General features: G+C 73.1%; 17 protein-coding genes and 1 pseudogene. 1 reads left to right on the forward strand and 17 read right to left on the reverse strand.

Features of this window, described 5'->3' with window-relative positions; translation table 11 throughout:
• Positions 1 to 584: 584 nt before the first annotated feature.
• A pseudogene (locus POF43_RS33250) lies at positions 585 to 923 on the forward strand (peptidoglycan DD-metalloendopeptidase family protein); the annotation flags it as partial.
• A gap of 161 nt (positions 924 to 1,084) precedes the next feature.
• Here the strand turns inward: POF43_RS33250 and POF43_RS33255 are convergent.
• From POF43_RS33255 to POF43_RS33335, 17 genes are all read right to left on the reverse strand, one after another.
• A complete protein-coding gene (locus POF43_RS33255) occupies positions 1,085 to 1,648 on the reverse strand; it encodes a TetR/AcrR family transcriptional regulator (RefSeq protein ID WP_282704931.1) in 564 nt (187 codons plus the stop codon).
• 58 nt (positions 1,649 to 1,706) lie between these two features.
• Positions 1,707 to 2,612, reverse strand: coding sequence for an RNA polymerase sigma factor WhiG (gene whiG / locus POF43_RS33260; protein ID WP_271316180.1), 906 nt, complete (start codon positions 2,610 to 2,612; stop codon positions 1,707 to 1,709).
• A gap of 365 nt (positions 2,613 to 2,977) precedes the next feature.
• Entirely contained in the window at positions 2,978 to 4,114 is a 1,137-nt protein-coding gene (dprA, locus tag POF43_RS33265) for a DNA-processing protein DprA (RefSeq protein ID WP_271324543.1), read from the reverse strand.
• Positions 4,111 to 5,718, reverse strand: a complete 1,608-nt coding sequence (locus POF43_RS33270) for a YifB family Mg chelatase-like AAA ATPase (RefSeq protein WP_271316181.1) — start codon at positions 5,716 to 5,718, stop codon at positions 4,111 to 4,113. The genes dprA and POF43_RS33270 overlap by 4 nt, the downstream gene beginning before the upstream one ends.
• A complete protein-coding gene (locus POF43_RS33275) occupies positions 5,718 to 6,077 on the reverse strand; it encodes a YraN family protein (protein WP_271324542.1) in 360 nt (119 codons plus the stop codon). The genes POF43_RS33270 and POF43_RS33275 overlap by 1 nt, the downstream gene beginning before the upstream one ends.
• 419 nt (positions 6,078 to 6,496) lie before the next feature.
• Positions 6,497 to 6,823, reverse strand: a complete 327-nt coding sequence (locus tag POF43_RS33280; protein ID WP_271316177.1) for a DUF2469 domain-containing protein — start codon at positions 6,821 to 6,823, stop codon at positions 6,497 to 6,499.
• A gap of 49 nt (positions 6,824 to 6,872) precedes the next feature.
• The gene (locus tag POF43_RS33285) at positions 6,873 to 7,406 is read right to left on the reverse strand and encodes an NUDIX hydrolase (RefSeq protein WP_271324544.1); all 534 of its coding nucleotides are present in this window, start codon (positions 7,404 to 7,406) and stop codon (positions 6,873 to 6,875) included.
• Between the two features lie 44 nt (positions 7,407 to 7,450).
• Complete coding sequence (lepB, locus tag POF43_RS33290) at positions 7,451 to 8,215, reverse strand: signal peptidase I (RefSeq protein WP_271316175.1); 765 nt, start codon at positions 8,213 to 8,215, stop codon at positions 7,451 to 7,453.
• Between the two features lie 311 nt (positions 8,216 to 8,526).
• Positions 8,527 to 9,561, reverse strand: coding sequence for a signal peptidase I (lepB, locus tag POF43_RS33295; protein WP_271318401.1), 1,035 nt, complete (start codon positions 9,559 to 9,561; stop codon positions 8,527 to 8,529).
• Positions 9,468 to 10,484, reverse strand: a complete 1,017-nt coding sequence (gene lepB, locus POF43_RS33300) for a signal peptidase I (RefSeq protein ID WP_271318402.1) — start codon at positions 10,482 to 10,484, stop codon at positions 9,468 to 9,470. The genes lepB (POF43_RS33295) and lepB (POF43_RS33300) overlap by 94 nt, the downstream gene beginning before the upstream one ends.
• A gap of 727 nt (positions 10,485 to 11,211) precedes the next feature.
• A complete protein-coding gene (lepB, locus tag POF43_RS33305; protein ID WP_271325612.1) occupies positions 11,212 to 12,006 on the reverse strand; it encodes a signal peptidase I in 795 nt (264 codons plus the stop codon).
• A gap of 101 nt (positions 12,007 to 12,107) precedes the next feature.
• Complete coding sequence (gene rplS, locus POF43_RS33310; protein ID WP_271318018.1) at positions 12,108 to 12,458, reverse strand: 50S ribosomal protein L19; 351 nt, start codon at positions 12,456 to 12,458, stop codon at positions 12,108 to 12,110.
• A 131-nt stretch (positions 12,459 to 12,589) separates the two neighbouring features.
• A complete protein-coding gene (gene trmD, locus POF43_RS33315; protein ID WP_282704928.1) occupies positions 12,590 to 13,405 on the reverse strand; it encodes a tRNA (guanosine(37)-N1)-methyltransferase TrmD in 816 nt (271 codons plus the stop codon).
• Positions 13,405 to 14,115, reverse strand: coding sequence for a ribosome maturation factor RimM (rimM, locus tag POF43_RS33320; RefSeq protein ID WP_282704929.1), 711 nt, complete (start codon positions 14,113 to 14,115; stop codon positions 13,405 to 13,407). The genes trmD and rimM overlap by 1 nt, the downstream gene beginning before the upstream one ends.
• A 244-nt stretch (positions 14,116 to 14,359) precedes the next feature.
• The gene (locus POF43_RS33325; RefSeq protein WP_282704930.1) at positions 14,360 to 14,599 is read right to left on the reverse strand and encodes an RNA-binding protein; all 240 of its coding nucleotides are present in this window, start codon (positions 14,597 to 14,599) and stop codon (positions 14,360 to 14,362) included.
• 2 nt (positions 14,600 to 14,601) lie between these two features.
• A complete protein-coding gene (gene rpsP, locus POF43_RS33330) occupies positions 14,602 to 15,045 on the reverse strand; it encodes a 30S ribosomal protein S16 (RefSeq protein WP_271325745.1) in 444 nt (147 codons plus the stop codon).
• A gap of 234 nt (positions 15,046 to 15,279) precedes the next feature.
• Complete coding sequence (locus POF43_RS33335) at positions 15,280 to 15,870, reverse strand: hypothetical protein (protein WP_271318412.1); 591 nt, start codon at positions 15,868 to 15,870, stop codon at positions 15,280 to 15,282.
• Between the last annotated feature and the right edge of the window lie 615 nt (positions 15,871 to 16,485).

Raw genomic sequence — 16,485 nt, forward strand, 5'->3', positions numbered from 1 at the left:
GGCTGGAACCAGGGATGCGGGAGCTGGACGGTGCGGCTGCCGGCCGGCGACGTTGCCGAGGAGATCGCGGCTCCGGGGCGAAGGCCGAAATCCGGGGCCGTGGCCGTGGCCGTTGCCGTGGCCGGGGTCGGGGCCGGGGTCGGGGCCTCAGGGGTGACGGAGTTGTCCACAAGCCGGAGGTGGTCCACAGATTTCGACCATGATCATCTTGACCCGGCGAACCGGACCACGCTTGGCGCATGAACACCGTGAACGCACCGAACCAGCCCCGAACCACCCCGGGAAACCGCCGACGCCCCGGACCGCACGGACCGTGGGCGGTGATGCCGGCGGCGGCGATGCTGCTGTGGACGGCCCTGTTGCTGCCGACCGCCGCGGTGTCGTGGTCACCCGCGTTGTCGTGGTCACCCGCGTTGTCGTGGTCACCCGCGTTGTCGTGGTCACCCGCGTTGTCGTGGTCACCCGCGTTGTCGTGGTCACCCGTGGCGGCGGGGTGGCCGCCGACCGGCGCCGACCCCGGAACCGGTGACCCCGGGACCAGTGACCCCGGCACCGGGGGCGTGACCACCGACGCCGGACCGCCGATGACGGCCGGAGCGCGGGCCTGGCCGGTGCCGGGCGCCTCCGGAGGACGCGAGCCGCCCGCGGTGCTGCGCGGCTTCGAACCTCCCGCGCGGCGCTGGTCCGCCGGCCACCGCGGCGTCGACCTGGCCGCGGCACCGGGCACACCGGTGCGTGCGGCCGCACCCGGCCGCGTGGTGTTCGCCGGCACGATCGCCGGGCGCGGCGTGCTCTCCGTGGAGTTGTCCGCGTCCGGCCTCCCACCGCTGCGGATCACCTACGAACCGGTACGCCCGCGCGCCCGCCCGGGGCAGGAGGTGGCCGCCGGCGAGGTGGTGGCCGTCCTGGCGCCCGGCCCCTTCCACTGTCCCGACGGCTGCCTGCACTGGGGACTGCTGCGGGGCGACGCCTACCTCGATCCGCTCACGCTGCTGCCGGCCTCCCTGCGGCACCGGGGGCCGTCGCGACTGCTGCCGGTGCGGGGCGTACCGCCTGCGGTCCGCACGGAGGGCGGGCCGGGGGGTCAGGCGGTGGGGGCGGCGCCGTGCAGGGCCATGGAGACGGCGGCGCGGGTGATGAGGTCGGGGTCCTCGGCGGCGCCGAGTTCGAGGCGGCGGACGGCGGCGTCGACGATGCCCTGGAGCAGCATGGCGGTCAGGCGAGGCTCGCCGTGGCCGAGTTCGCTGAGGGCGTCGACCAGGATGGCGACCAGGCCGCCGTGCGCGGCGCGGATCTTCTCCCGGGCGCCGGCGTCGAGTTCGCCGGCCGCGATCGTGACGACGGCACGGTGGCGGCGGTCGCCGACCAGGTCGAGCTGGCGGCGGACGTAGGCCTCGATCTTGCCCTCGGCGGCGTCGGCCGCCTCCATGGCAGCGGAGACCTCGGCGGCCCAGACCGGGAAGTCCACGGCGCACAGCTCCTCGACCACGGCCGCGCGCGAGCGGAAGTACTCGTAGACGGAGGAGCGGGCCAGGCCGGTGCGTTCGGCGAGGGCGGGGAAGGTCAGCGCCTCCGTGCCGCCTTCGGACAGCAGGGCTCGCGCGGCGTCCAGCAGGGCGTCGCGTTGCATCGTCCGGTGCTCGGCCACCGAGGCCGCTCGAATCCTGGGCACGCCTCCACTGTACGGACAGCGGGCGGTGGCGTGTTCAGCCGCGTCCCACGTCGGCGAGTTTGGCGCGGAGCTGGAGGACGGACTTGGTGTGGATCTGGCTGACCCGGCTCTCGGTGACGCCGAGTACCTGGCCGATCTCGGCGAGGGTGAGGCCCTCGTAGTAGTACAGGGTGACGACGGTCTTCTCGCGTTCGGGCAGGGTGCTGACGGCACGGGCGAGCAGGCGGCGCAGTTCGCGGTCCTCGGCGACCTCGACCGGGTTGTCGGCGGCGCGGTCCTCCAGGGTGTCGACGAGGCTGAGCCGGTCGCCGGACTCGCTGCCGGCGTGCAGGAGTTCCTCCAGTGCGACGACGTTGGCGAGGGAGAGCTGGCCGAAGATGGCGTGCAGGTCCTCGACGCCGATCTCCATCTCGGTGGCGACCTCGGTCTCCGAGGGGGTGCGGTGGTACTTGGCCTCCAGCGTCGCGTAGGCCCGTTCGACGGCCCGGGCCTTCTGGCGGACCGAGCGGGGGATCCAGTCCAGCGCGCGCAGTTCGTCGATCATGGCGCCGCGGATGCGGGTGATGGCGTAGGTCTCGAACTTGATGGATCGTTCCGGCTCGAACTTCTCGATGGCGTCGATGAGGCCGAAGACGCCGGAGGAGACGAAGTCCGCCTGCTCGACGTTGGGGGGCAGGCCGACGCTGACCCGGCCGGCGACGTACTTGACGAGCGGCGAGTAGTGCAGGATCAGCTGCTCGCGCAATCGGGGTTCGCCGGTGGCCTTGTAGGAACGCCAGAGTTCGTCGACAGCGCTGGTGACGGAGGAACGGGCGGAGGGTGTGGCGTCGGGGGGTGTGGCGTCGGAGGGGACGGAGGCGGCGGTCCGGGCCCGGGGCGGACTCGCGCGGCCGTCGGTCGCCGCGCTCGCGCGGTCGGGCCCGGAGGTGTGCTGAGGCATGCGTCGCCTTGAAGACCGTTCTGCCGTGGCGGGGGTGAGGCAGGGAGGAGGAAAACGAGGTCGGGACTGAGGTTCTCTCGGTGCGAGCGTAGCGTGACGAACAGATGGCTCAGCGCTACGACGTCCGGGCGAGCGCGGCGCAGATACGTTCCGCCGCAGGACGCGACGAGCCGGCGGACGGTTCGTCCGGTCTCGCCCGTCGCTGTTGCGTATTAAAGCGTTCTGTCGTCATTCCCCTAACCTCGCCATCGGATCGGTCCAGGTCAAGGACCTTTTTGTCACCTGATGGTGTGTTGACGCAGGCACAGCACCGCCGTTCCGGTCACCCGGCGGGCCGCCCCGGGCCGGCGGAGCAGGCGGGCGGGTCACCCCGGCGGAGTCGGCGGGCCGGGGGTGAGACGCCAGTCCGGGCCGTCGCGCTGGACGAAGCCGAGGGCGCGCAGTTCGTGCAGGCGGCTCAGGGTCTCGTCGAGACCGCGGCCGGCCTCCTCCGCGATCCGGCGGGCGGAACGGCTGCCGCGACCGGGCAGCGCCTCGAGGACGGCCGCGGCGGGCGGGGCGAGCAGGTCACGGGGGAGCACGGGGCCGTGCCGGGCCGGGGCGAGGTCCTCCCCCACCGAGCCGACGAGCTCGATGACGTCGGCGGCATCGGTGACCAACTGGGCCTCGCCGCGCAGGAGTTCGTGCACCCCGCAGGACAGACCGGAGGTGACCGGGCCGGGCACGCCCATGGTGACGCGGCCCAGCTCCCGGGCCCAGCGGGCGGTGACCAGGGAACCGCTGCGCAGTTGGGCCTCGACCACGACCGTGCCGCGGGTCAGCGCGGCGATGACCCGGTTGCGCAGGACGAAGCGGCCGCGGGTGGGGTGGGCGCCGGGCGGCAGTTCGCCGACGACCAGGCCCTGTTCGGCGATGCGCCCGATGAGTTCGGCGTGCCCCGGCGGGTACGGCACGTCGGTTCCGCTGGCGACCACCGCCGAGGTCGGACCGCCCGCGGCGAGCGCGCCGCGGTGTGCGGCGGCGTCGATCCCGTACGCCGCGCCGGAGACCACCGTCCAGCCGGCCTCCGCGAGGTCGCCGGCCAGGGTGGCGGCGACGTGCGTGCCGTAGGAGTCGCAGGCACGTGCCCCCACCACGGCGACCGAGCGCAGCGACCACATGCGCAGTCCGGGCCGGCCGCGTACCCACAGGCCGATCGGTCTGCGGTCGCCCAGGTCGTCCAGCTGGGCCGGCCACTCCTCGTCGCCGGGGCACACGAACCGGCAGCCGAGCGCGGCGGCGGCCCGCAGGTCGTTCTCCGGGTCGGCCCGTTCCCGGCGGACCCGGTAGCCAGCGGTGCGCCGGTCGCTGATGCCGGGCAGCGCGTCGTCACCGGTGATCATGGCGAGCGTCGCGACGGAGCCGTGGCGGCGCAGCCAGCGGCCGACGTGTTCGTCGCCGGGGTCGGCGATCCGGGTGAGGGCGGCCCGGGCCAGCCGGTCGGGCGTGTGGCGTCCGGTCATGTCCCGCTCCCGGCCTTGACGGGGACGCCGCGCTGGACGCCGGTGCGCAGGTGCAGGGCGCGGGCGACGTCGTCGCGGCAGGGACGGTCGTGCCCGGCGAGGTCGGCCACGGTCCAGGCGACGCGCAGCACCCGGTCGAGCCCGCGGGCGGTGAGCAGGCCGCGTTCCATCTCGCGTTCGACGTCGTGCAGGCCACCGGGGGCCAGACGCCAGCGGGTGCGCAGTTCGTGGCCGGGGACCTCGCTGTTGGTGGCCCAGGGCAGGTCCCGGTAGCGGGCCGCGGCGCGGTCGCGGGCGGCGCGCACCCGGGCGGCCACCTCGGCGGTGGACTCGCTGGGACCGCGGGCGCCGATCAGGTCGGCGCGGCCGACCGCCTCCACGGTGACCCGCAGGTCGACGCGGTCCAGCAGGGGGCCGGAGAGTCTGCCCTGGTAGCGGCGGACCGCGGAGGGCGGGCAGGCGCAGTCGCCGCCGACGGTGCCGGACCGGCCGCAGGGGCAGGGGTTGGCGGCGAAGACCAGCAGGAACCTGGCCGGCAGCCGCATGACCCCGGCGGCCCGGGCGATCACCACGTGACCGGATTCCAGCGGCTGGCGGAGGGCTTCGAGGACCTGGGTGCTGAACTCCGGGGCCTCGTCGAGGAAGAGCACCCCGCGGTGCGCCAGCGAGATGGCGCCGGGCCGGGGCAGTCCGCTGCCGCCGCCGACGATGGCCGGCATGGTGGCGGAGTGGTGCGGCGCGCAGTACGGCGCCGTCTCGATGAGCGGACGCCCCGGCGGCAGGATGCCGGCGACCGAGTGGACGGCGGTGACCTCCAGGGCCTCCGGGGCGGTCAGCGGCGGGAGCAGACCGGGCAGCCGCTCGGCCAGCATGGTCTTGCCGGCGCCGGGCGGACCGGACAGGTAGAGGTGGTGGCCGCCGGCCGCGGCGACCTCCAGCGCCTGGCGGGCCAGCGGCTGCCCGGCGACATCGGCCATGTCCGGCGGCACGGCGCCGCGCGGCACTCCGACGGCGAACATCCCCGGGGCACCGAGACCGGCGCCGAGCGGGTCGGGGCGGTCGCTGTCGTCGGGCGGCTCGTCCGGTACGGGTTCGTCGTTGAGGATCGCGATGAGCTGGCGCAGGCTGCGGACGCCCAGCACGGACATGTCCGGTACCAGGGCGGCCTCCGCAGCGGTGCGTTCGGCGACCACGACCTGGCGGTATCCGGCGTCGGCGGCGGCGAGGACGGCGGGCAGCACCCCGCGCACCGGGCGGACCCGGCCGTCGAGCCCGAGTTCGCCGATCATCATCAGGTCGGCGATGGCGTCGGGCGCGATGCGTTCGCAGGCGGCCAGGACCGCGCAGGCCACCGCCAGGTCGTAGCCGCTGCCGGATTTCGGGACGGCGGCGGGGCTCAGGCCGACGGTGAGCTTCTTCTGCGGCCAGGTCTCGCCGCTGTTGACGATGGCGGCGCGGACCCGGTCGCGGCTCTCGGTGAGGCTCTTGTCGGGCAGGCCGACCAGGGTGAAGGCGGCCACGCCGGGTTCGAGGTCGGCCTGCACCTCGACCACGACACCCTCGGTTCCGACCAGGGCCACGGAGCAGGTGCGGGCGAAACCCATCACGTCAGCCCCCGCACGTGCTCGATCCGGGCGGCGCCCCGGTGCGGGAGTGTCACACCGACCAGGTCGATCCTGACCCCGCCCGGTGGCGTGCCGCCGTGTTCGGTCAGCCAGATCTCGGCCAGGGCCCGCAGCCGGGCGGCCTTGGTCGGCGTGACGGCCGCCATCGGGCCCTCGTACGGTCCCGCTCTGCGGGTCTTCACCTCGCAGATCACCAGTGCGTCGCCGTCAACGGCGACGATGTCGACCTCACCGGTCCGGCGCCGCCAGTTGCGGGCCAGGATCACGCAGCCCGCCGCGGCGAGCCGCCGGACGGCGAGGTCCTCCCCGTAGCGGCCGAGTGCCGTTTTCGCGTTCATGTCGAACCACCTCCGCGACCGACTCTGACGGTTGCGGAAGCCCAAAGATGATCATGGTCGAAAACGGTGGACAGGCGATGCGATGTGGATAAGTCGGTCACTCTTTGCGCTGAACTCGTCGCCGGCCAGGGCAGCGCGCCCTCCGCGGGGCGGACACTGTCGAGGAGCGCGCTGTCCCACAGCCGCGCCAGCAATCCTGTTCGCCGAAACCCCGAAACCAGGGCAGTCACATGAAACCGGGAGCATCCGCCGAAGCCAGAACCGTCGACCGAAGCGAGAACCGTCCGTCGGCGCCGGAACCGGAGCCGTTCGCCGAAGGCGGATCCCGTCCGCCGGGGCCGGGGCCGTCCGCGATGCCGGAACGCGTGCGCCGGAGGCGGAGGCGGAGGCGGAGGCGGAGGCGTTCGTCCGAGCGAGGGCTACCCGTTGAAGCGGCTGTCGTCGGAGGGCAGGTCGAGGTCGCTCTTGTTGAGTTCCTCGATGTTCACGTCCTTGAAGGTCAGGACGCGGACCTGCTTGACGAAGCGCGCCGGGCGGTACATGTCCCAGACCCAGGCGTCCGCCATCGAGACCTCGAAGAAGACCTCGCCCTGGACCGAGTGCACCTGCATCTCGTAGTCGTTGGTGAGGTAGAAGCGCCGTTCCGTCTCGATCACGAACTTGAACAGACCGACGACGTCGCGGTACTCCCGGTAGAGCTTCAGCTCCATCTCGGTCTCGTACTTTTCGAGGTCCTCGGCGCTCATGGCATGTCCCCTTCAGACGTACGGTCCCTCGCGGCGGATCGTCGTGCGTTCAGTCGATCTCAGTCTCCAGCACCAGTGGTGCCCGCGGGGGCCCCTCGGCAAGCAGCCTACGCAGCAGCTCGGCCAGCCTGGTCGGATATACCGTCTCACGGGTCGAGCACAGTTCCTCGCAGGTCCACCAGCGCAGACCCCGCACAGTGCGCCGCTCCAGCTCCGTGTGGCCGGCGTCGTTCACCGCGGTCGTGGTGGTGCGGGCCAGGAAGTAGGACTCGTCCTGCTCCCAGCGTCGCCCGTCGAAATCGAACGCGCAGGACCGCTCCCAGATCAGCGGACCCAGGATCAGCCGCGTGATCCCGGTCTCCTCCGCGACCTCGCGCGCCGCGGCCGTCTCCAGATCCTCCCCGGCCTCGACCCCGCCGCCCGGCGTGAACCACCACGTGGTCGACGGATCGGACGGCTCGAAACCGTGCAGCAGCAGCACCCGGTCCCGCGGGTCCAGCAGTACGACGCGGGCCGCCCGCCGCCGCACCGGTGAGCTGTGCGCACCGGTCGGCGCCATGCCGTCCCCACCGGTCGGCGCCATGCCGTCCCCACCGGTCGGCGCCATGCCGTCCCCACCGGTCGGCGTCATGCCGTTCCGCCGACCGGGACCCGGGAGCGGCGGGTCCCGAGGCGGCGGAAGAGGGTGGCGACCGGGCCGTAGGCGGCGCCGCCGAAGATGAGGATCACGCCGAGCACGATCGACCAGACGATCAGGGTCAGCGGGCCGGACGACGACGTACCGCCGGGCAGCCCGGCGAAGGCGTGGGTCGGCTTCAGCTCACCGAGGCGTGCCATCGGCCACAGCGTGGCGTCGACCCGGGCCGTGACGTCGGCGACCGGAACGGTGCCGTGGTCGGCGTCCATCAGGTGGGCCCGGGAGTCCTCGGAGACCAGGCGGTTGTCGCCCAGCAGGAACAGCCGCCCGGCCGGTACGGCCAGCGAGAACTTCGTGGCGGAAGCACGGCCGCGGTCGTCGGTGTCGAGGTACGGCTCGGTGATCGGCTTCCCGTCGACGGTGAGCCGGCCGCCGGCGTCGCAGCAGGCGACGTGGTCACCGCCGACGCCGACCACCCGCTTGACCAGCGGCAGGTCGCCCCAGACCGGGTCGCTGAAGACCACCACGTCGCCCCGGTGGGGCTCGACGCCGTGGGTCCGCTGGGCGAGCACCCGGTCATTGGGGTTGACGGTGGGCTGCATCGAGTTGGTCGGCACCGTGAACGGCTCGTACTCCACGGCTCCCCAGACGAACCCGCCGAGGAACAACACGCAGCCCAGCGCCACGGCCAGCCCGGACAGAACGTTGCCGAGATGACGCTTGCCGCCGCTGCTCGCGGGTGTGCCGGTGCTCATGGGCGCTCACCCTACCCGGCGGTAGAGGACGGGTCAGCCCATCCTCCGACCGGATCTTCCGACGATCACACGAGCCGATCCCCTGTAGCTCCGACCCGGAGCTACAGCCTCCCGGAAACCCCCGGAACCCAGGGGCCCAGCCCCGCCGCAAGCCCCACGCCGGCCGCCTCCCCTGTCCCCGCTCCCGCTCCCATTCCCGCTCCCGCCCCGCCCCGCCCCCGAAACGTCCACGCCCCCACACGCGGAATCCCCGGCGGCCGAGGCGCTGTACGCCATCGGTCGCCGGGGATTGCCCGCACGCGCGTTCCGGGTCAGCCCCGGCGCGCCGTGCGGAGGATGCGGCGGCGGCGCCACAGCACCAGCGGAACCGCGCCGATCACACCGCCGACGGCCGGGCTCACGCCGGCCGAGGCGCTGGCCGCGGCGTCGATGCCGGACTGGTGGTAGGTGGCCGGAATCGGCAGGTCGGTGATCCGGTTCAGCGGCCAGGCGATCACGATGGCGCGGCCGACGACCTTGCTGTCGGGCACCTGACCGCCGCCGGGCAGGTCCTGGTGGTAGCGGGAGTCCTCGGAGTCCTGGCGGTGGTCGCCCATGACCCAGATCTTGCCCGGCTGGATCTTGATCGGGCCGAACGGCTTGTCACCGCACGGGGTGTTGCCCGGGTAGATGAACGGCTCGTTCAGCGGCTTGCCGTTGACGATGACCGGGCTGTCGCCGCCCTTGCACTCCACGGTGTCGCCGCCGACCGCGATGACCCGCTTGATCAGGTCCTTCTCGGTGGCGGACGGCATCAGGCCGATGAAGCTGAGGGCCTTCTGCACGCCCTCGGCGACCGGGTTGGTGGTGGTCGGCGGCTCGCCGTCCAGCCAGTGGCCCGGGTCGTGGAAGACGACCACCTCGCCGCGGCTCGGCTTGTCGCCGAACCACGGGGTGAGCTTGTCGACGAGCACCCGGTCGCCGCGCTGCAGGGTGTCCTGCATCGAGTCGGACGGGATGGAGAACGCCTGGACCAGGAAGGTCTTGATGATCAGCGCGAGAACCAGCGCGATCACGACGAGGATCGGCAGTTCCTTCCAGAACGAGCGCGGCTTGTCGGCGGCGTGCTTGCCGCCGTCCTCACCATCGCCGTAGCCGTCGTCTTCACCGTCACCGCCGCCGCCGTCGCCGCCGTGGGCGATCGCGTCCGGATCCCCGGCGGGCAGGTGCCGGTCCTCCGGCCCACCGGGGCCGCCCGGGGCGTCGCCGGGGTTCACCACGGCTTCCTCCTCAAGCGATCCCACCGATGGGCCCCGGCCTTCCGGCTCGCCTGGTCCGGACCGTGAGCCGACCACAAGGTCCCCCACTTCCACTCCTCACTACGCCGAAACGGCCTGCGCCGAACGCGGTACAGGCCCACCACTCCCATAACGAGCGGGAGTTCCGCAGGAGTCGGGAGTTGAGTCAAATCTTGGCCATCCTTGGCCGGTAGTGACGCGCCCGCCGCGTTGTACGGCGGTGGTACGGAGGCGAACGTGCCAGGTTCCTGGAGTCTTCGCCAGTGCGAAACGGGCCACCCGACCACGAACGCCTTGCCGACGACCAGGCTCTCCGGGATCGTTCCGCCCCCGGGTTCGGCCATGTGGTAGCGGGAGTCGGCGGAGTCGCTGCGGTGATCGCCCATGACCCAGAGCCGGCCCGGCGGCACCTTCACGTCGAACTTGATCTGCGACGGAGGGTTGCCGGGGGCCACGTACGGCTCGTCGAGCGAGTGCCCGTTGACCATGATCCGGCCGCGCATGTCGCAGCACTGGACCCGGTCGCCGCCGACCGCGATGACCCGTTTGATCAGGTCCTGCTGGTCGGAGGAGGGCAGCAGGCCGATGAACGAGAAGAAGTCCTTGACCTGCCGCACGCCCTCCGGATCGGGCTTCGGCGCCGGCTCGCCCTTCAGCCAGTCGCCCGGGTCCTGGAAGACCACGACGTCACCGCGGTGCGGCTCGGCGCCGAACCAGGGGGTCAACTTGTCGACCAGGACGCGGTCGCCGACCCGCAGGGTGTCCTCCATCGAGCCGGACGGAATCACGAACGCCTGGACCAGGAACGTCTTCAGCAGCAGCGCGATGACCAGCGCGACCCCGATGAGGATCGGCACCTCACGCACCGCCGACCGGCGCCGGCGCCGCTTGATCCGCCGCGCCGCCTGCCGCCGCTGGGCCCGGCCGCGTCCCAGGGCCGACGCGTCGTCGTCGCCGTCGTCACCCTCCTCGGCGTCCGGAAGGTGTTCCACGGGGGTGTCCTCGGCGTCGGCGCGCGAGTCGCCGGCGCGCTCGGCGGGGACGGCGTCGCGGATGTCCGGCGTATCGTTCCGCCGCGTGTCCTCGGGGGCCGCGGGGTGCTCCGCGGCCGGTCCGGGCGCGCGTCCGGGCTCCAGGTTCCGCGTCCCGTGATACGACAAGAACGTCGGATCATATGCACCGCCCGCCCCTGCGCCGCCCGCCCCAGCCCCGGCCGCCCCAGCCCCGCCGGGACGCGCACCGCCGGGACGCGCACCGCCGGGGTACGCACCACCGGGCGCCGCACCGCCGGGCGCCGCACCGCCGGGCATCCCACCGCCGGAGGCCCCACCACCGGGCACCCCCGCTCCCGCACCGCCAGGCACCCCACCGCCCGGCGCCATCCTCCCGGGCACCGCACCACCCGGCGCCGCACCGCCCGGCGCACCACTCGTTCCCGTACCGCCAGGTCCCGTACCGCCCGCAGCCCCCGACGCCCCAGCCACGCCACCGGCACGGGCACCGGAACCATGAGCACCAGCACCGTGGGCGCCGGCACCGGCACCGGGCGCCGCCGAGCCATGCGACGCGCCGTCCCAGCTCCCCGCACCGGAGCCATTCGATCCCTCCGCGCCGGAATCCTCCCAGCGCTCCCCGCCGGAGGCGCCCCCGGAGGCGCCCCCGGAGGCGTCCGCTCTCTCCGCGCCGGAGCCGTCCCGGTCGTTGCGGGGCTTGCCGCGCTTACCCATGGGCACCCCCGGCAGGCGTGGTGGACGCGGTGGGCGCCGCGGGAACGCCGTCGAAGGCGGGCGGGCGGCGCAGGGAACCGGCGCGGTCGAACGGCCAGACGATCCAGTCGGCGCGGCCGATGACCTTGCCGACCGGGACCGTGCCGCCGCCGGGGTCGCCGAGGTGGGCCCGCGAGTCGCTGGAGGCGCTGCGGTGGTCGCCCATGACCCACAGCTGGCCGGGCGGGACCAGGATGCTGAAGGGGACCTGCGACGGGGTGTCCCCGGGGTACAGGTACGGCTCGGTCACCGCGTGCCCGTTCACCGTGATCCGCCCCTGCCTGTCGCAGCACGCCACGTGGTCGCCGCCGATGCCCACCACCCGCTTGATGTAGTCCGTACCGTCCGGGTTCGCCAGTCCGACCAGGCTGAACGCCTCGCGTGCCAGGTGCGCCGCCGGGTTCTGCCGGGGCGGCGTCCGGAAGTCGAAGGAGCCGGTGCCGTCGAAGACGACGACGTCGCCGCGCCGCGGGGCGCCGCCGAACCGGTAGGCGAGCTTGTCGACCAGCACCCGGTCGCCGATCCTGACGGTGTTCTCCATCGATCCGCTGGGGATCAGGAACGGCTGGGCGACGAAGGCGCTGACCAGGGCGATCACCGTGCAGCAGATGACGGCCAGCAGTGCCAGCTCCTGCCAGAACCCCAGCCCGCGCCACCAGTGCCGCACAGCGGAAAGCGACCGCCCGGCCCGGCCGTCGAGGGCCGGTGGGCGGTCGCGATCCGCGCTGCTGCGTACTTCGGTGTCCATCGGGCGCTGAGCCTATCGGCACACCCTGTGCCGACGGGCACGGGTCCGGCCGGGCCGCCCGAACCGGGCGGGGACCGGCGGACCGTGGTCCGGGCCGAGGCTCAGTGGTCGCGCTTCTCCTTGATCTTCGCGGCCTTGCCGCGCAGCTCACGGAGGTAGTACAGCTTGGCGCGACGGACGTCACCGCGGGTGACGACCTCGATCTTCTCGACGATCGGGGTGTGCACCGGGAAGGTGCGCTCCACGCCGACGCTGAAGCTGACCTTGCGGACGGTGAAGGTCTCGCGCACGCCGGCACCCTGGCGGCGGATGACGACACCCTTGAACTGCTGGACACGGGAGCGGTTGCCCTCGATGACGCGAACGTGGACGTTCACGGTGTCACCGGGGCGGAAGGCCGGGATGTCGTCGCGCTTGGAGGCGGCGTCGACGACGTCGAGCAGCTGGGACATGAGCGTCTGCTTTCCTCGCCGATGCCACAGGTCATCAGCGGAAGTTCGAAGTGAGTGCGAAGTGGTGCCGGTTCGCCTGCCGGGCGTCGATCCCCCTGTGGCGGGGGCGCGCGGCGGCGTACGGCAACGGCCTATTCTTCCACGGCCCGCGCCGCTCGCCCAAATCGGCCGTCCGGGCGCTGCTCCCAGCCGAGTTCGGCGAGCAGCGCGCGGTCGTACTTGTCCAGCGCGGCCGGGTCGCACCGCTCGATCAGGTCGGGCCGATGGGCGTCGGTGCGGCGGAACGCCTGGTCGCGGCGCCAGCGGGCGATCCGGCCGTGGTGGCCGCTGACCAGCACCTCGGGGATGTCGCGGTCCCGCCAGACCGGCGGCTTGGTGTAGACCGGCCCCTCCAGCAGGTCGGCCATCGCACCGGGGGCGAAGGAGTCGTCCCGGTGCGATTCGGCGTTGCCCAGCACGCCGGGCAGCAGGCGGGCGACCGCCTCGGTGATCACCAGCACCGCCGCCTCGCCGCCGGCCAGCACGTAGTCGCCGATGGAGACCTCGTGGACCTCCCACTGCTCGGCGTACGCGTCGATCACCCGGCGGTCGATGCCCTCGTACCGCGCCGGGGCGAACACCAGCCACGGGCGGCCGGACAGCTCGACGGCCAGTTCCTGGGTGAACGGGCGCCCGCTGGGCGTCGGCACCACCAGCACCGGCGCGATGCCGGGGTCCCCGTCGGCCCGCACCGCGTCCAGCGCCTCGCCCCACGGATCGGGCTTCATGACCATGCCGGGACCGCCGCCGTACGGGGAGTCGTCGACGGTGTTGTGCCGGTCGTGCGTCCACTGCCGCAGGTCGTGCACCCGCACGTCGAGCAGGCCGTTGACGCGGGCCTTGCCGACCAGCGAGACGTTCAGCGGTTCGAGGTACTCGGGGAAGATCGTGACGACGTCGAGCCGCATCAGGCGTCCCGGCCGCCGGATTCCCGACTCCCACCGGTCCCGCCGCCGGAGGTCCCGCCCCCGGTGGCCCCGCCCTCGGAACCCCGGGCGCCGCCGGCCTCACCGTTGTCGGCCTCACCGTCGGAGACCTCACCGTTGGAGACCTCACCGCCGGAGACCTCACCGTCGGAGACCTCCCCCCCGGCGCTCCGGCCGGATTCCGGGCCGTCCAGCAGGCCGGGCGGCGGGTCGACGACGGCGCGCTGGGCGTCGAGGTCGATCTCCGGGACGATCTCGGAGACGAACGGGATCATGACCTCGCTGCCGTCGGGCCGCCGGACGATCAGCAGGTCCTGGTAGGGCAGGTGGGAGATCTCGGCGATGCGGCCGATCTCGGTGCCGTCGGTGGTGACGACGTCCAGGTCGACGAGCTGATGGTCGTAGTACTCCTCGGGGTCGTCCGGCGTCTGCTCCGGGTCGACCTCGGCGATCAGCAGGGTGTTGCGCAGCCCCTCGGCGCCGGTGCGGTCGGCGACGCCCTCGAAGCGCAGCAGCAGCCGGCCGCTGTGCACCCGGCCGGTGGCGATGGTGAGCGGTCCGGTGGCAGCCGGGTCGGTGGCCAGCACGGCACCGGGGCCGAGCCGCAGCTCCGGCTCGTCGGTGCGCACCTCGACCGTCACTTCGCCCTTGATTCCGTGGGCGCGGCCGATCCGGCCTACGACTAGCTGCACGTGCGTGTCGCCTTTCCGTTGCGTACCCGAAGTCCGTCGCGGGCGAGGGGCTGGTGGTGGGAGCGGGAGGTGGGAGGCCGGAGTTCGCCGACCGGGAAGCCGAGCAGGAAATCGCAGAGGAGCCGAAGAAGAGCCGCAGAGGAAGCCGAGCAGGAAGAGGGCCCGACAACAGCGGGCGCCCGACAACAGCGTGGGCCGGGAACGGCCGGAGCCGGTCCCGCCCCACCCCCGGGGATCCGCCTTATCACTTGACCGTGTCCACGTCGACGAGGTCGACGCGGATGCCACGGCCACCGAGGGCACCGACGACGGTGCGCAGCGCACGGGCGGTGCGGCCGTTGCGGCCGATCACCTTGCCGAGGTCGTCGGGGTGGACCCGGACCTCCAGCACCCGGCCGCGGCGCTGGGTGCGCTCGGCGACCTGCACGTCGTCGGGGTTGTCGACGATGCCCTTCACGAGGTGCTCGAGAGCCTCCTCAAGCATGCTCAGGACTCGGTCGACTCGGTGGCGGCCTCAGCGGCCGCCGCGTCGTCCGCCTTCTTCTCGCTCTTCTTGGCCTTGGGGGTGATGGCCTCACCCTTGGGCTCGTCGGCGGTCTCCTTGGCCGCGGCCTCGAAGAGGGCACGCTTGTCGGCCTTCGGCTCCGGCTGGAGCAGCGGGGCCGGGGCCGGCTCGCCCCGGAACTTCTGCCAGTCGCCGGTCTTCTTCAGGATGGCGAGCACCGGCTCGGTCGGCTGCGCGCCGACACCCAGCCAGTACTGCGCGCGGTCGCTGTCGACCTCGATGCGCGACGGGTTCTGCACCGGGTGGTACAGGCCGATCTCCTCGATCGCCCGGCCGTCACGGCGGGTGCGGGAGTCGGCGACGACGATGCGGTAGTGAGGCGAACGGATCTTGCCCAGACGCTTCAGCTTGATCTTGACTGCCACGGGAGTGGGTTCTCCTGGTCTTGACGTGGTTGGGCAAGCCGGATCTCACGTGGGGTTGTGGGAGCGGATTGCCCGACGGACGCGTCAGCCGAAGGAGAGAGGGGTCCTGCACGGCTGCCGAGTGCTCAGCTGACCATTGTGCCATACGGCGCAACGCCCTCCGCACCCGGCATCCACACCCCCCTCGGCACTGTCAAGCATGCCTCGGGAGGCCGGGTACGGACCCCCGCCGCGTCAGGCGGCGGGGACGACCTCGGGGATGCGGAACGGCTTGCCGCAGGCGCCGCACATGATGGGCGCCTGCTCCAGGACCGACGGCACCACGCGGACGTTGCGGCCGCAGTCGCAGACCGCCTTGACGCGTACGCCGCCGCCGGACGAGCCGTGCCGGGCGGCCGGTCCGCGGAAGGAACTGCTGGAGTCGGCGGCGATCGCCACTCCGTGCGCCTTCACCGCGCGCTGCAACCGCTCCAGGGTGGCGCGGTAGCGGCGTTTGGTGTCCGGTCGCAGGACCACCAGGGAGAAGCCGCTGCTGGGATGCGGCTCCTCGGAGTGGTCCAGGCCCAGTTCGTCGGCGATCGCCAGGAATCGGCGGTTGTGATAGCGGCCCGCACGCGAGGTGTCACGGACGCCGCGGGAGGCGGCGATGCCGTGCACGGCTTCGTGCAGCAGCCTTTCGAAGGAGAGCTCGGTGCCGCAGGCGGACGACGACTCTCCGATGAGGGATTCGGGCGCGGCCAGGTCCGGCAGCTCAGGGTGGTGCCGTTGGATATCGGCCCACGCGACGGCCAGCTCGGCGGCGAGGACTGTTGGTGTCGTGCTCACGTAAGGACAACGAGGGGGACCGCCCCGGTGTTCCGATTCCGGGCATCACAAATAATTTGCACGTACTCGTCAGTTAGGGTCCATACATCCGACGCGGGACGGCTCGGGACGAGTGCCCCGAGTGCGGGCAACCCAAAGCAAGCCGGGGCACAACCGGCCGATCGGACGTGCACCGGGCGGCATCTGCGGCCTCGGGGGGCCGGGCACCGGTGGGCGGGCAGCGTACCGCGCGGCCGGCCGGCGACACCTGTGGGGGCGTCCGCGGTCGCGCGTACGGCGTATGCCCGAACAGGCGTACGCCGTACGCGGGGATCGAGGGGACGCCCCGGGACACCGGTCGCAGGGGCGGCGGGAGTTTTCCAGGTCTTCTCCCGCCGGGGTCTGGACTACCGGCGAGTCGCGGAGTTTGCTGACCGCACGAGGGGACAACCGGACAGCAACCGGCGGAATCCCGCCCGCACGCGTACGTCCCACGCGAACCGTACGCGCGGTGCGGCGGCGGCCGCCCGACCCCGGGAGGCGCACTTGGCACCCACGCTCGCATCCGGACCGCCCACCCACCCCCCCACCCCCCGCCCCCCCCCCGCTCCCCCGCCCGGGCGCCCCCCGCCCCCC

The organism is Streptantibioticus silvisoli (assembly GCF_027947535.2).
GTDB lineage: Bacteria > Actinomycetota > Actinomycetes > Streptomycetales > Streptomycetaceae > Streptantibioticus_C > Streptantibioticus_C silvisoli.

Bases quoted from the DNA above. Each gene is read 5' to 3' on its own strand.
- rplS (WP_271318018.1), bottom strand. From the start codon at position 12,458: ATGTCCCAGCTGCTCGACGTCGTCGACGCCGCCTCCAAGCGCGACGAC.
- dprA (WP_271324543.1), bottom strand. From the start codon at position 4,114: ATGACCGGACGCCACACGCCCGACCGGCTGGCCCGGGCCGCCCTCACC.
- POF43_RS33280 (WP_271316177.1), bottom strand. From the start codon at position 6,823: ATGAGCGCCGAGGACCTCGAAAAGTACGAGACCGAGATGGAGCTGAAG.
- whiG (WP_271316180.1), bottom strand. From the start codon at position 2,612: ATGCCTCAGCACACCTCCGGGCCCGACCGCGCGAGCGCGGCGACCGAC.
- POF43_RS33285 (WP_271324544.1), bottom strand. From the start codon at position 7,406: ATGGCGCCGACCGGTGGGGACGGCATGGCGCCGACCGGTGCGCACAGC.
- POF43_RS33275 (WP_271324542.1), bottom strand. From the start codon at position 6,077: ATGAACGCGAAAACGGCACTCGGCCGCTACGGGGAGGACCTCGCCGTC.
- POF43_RS33270 (WP_271316181.1), bottom strand. From the start codon at position 5,718: ATGGGTTTCGCCCGCACCTGCTCCGTGGCCCTGGTCGGAACCGAGGGT.
- lepB (WP_271325612.1), bottom strand. From the start codon at position 12,006: ATGGACACCGAAGTACGCAGCAGCGCGGATCGCGACCGCCCACCGGCC.
- POF43_RS33325 (WP_282704930.1), bottom strand. From the start codon at position 14,599: ATGCTTGAGGAGGCTCTCGAGCACCTCGTGAAGGGCATCGTCGACAAC.
- trmD (WP_282704928.1), bottom strand. From the start codon at position 13,405: ATGCGGCTCGACGTCGTCACGATCTTCCCCGAGTACCTCGAACCGCTG.
- lepB (WP_271316175.1), bottom strand. From the start codon at position 8,215: ATGAGCACCGGCACACCCGCGAGCAGCGGCGGCAAGCGTCATCTCGGC.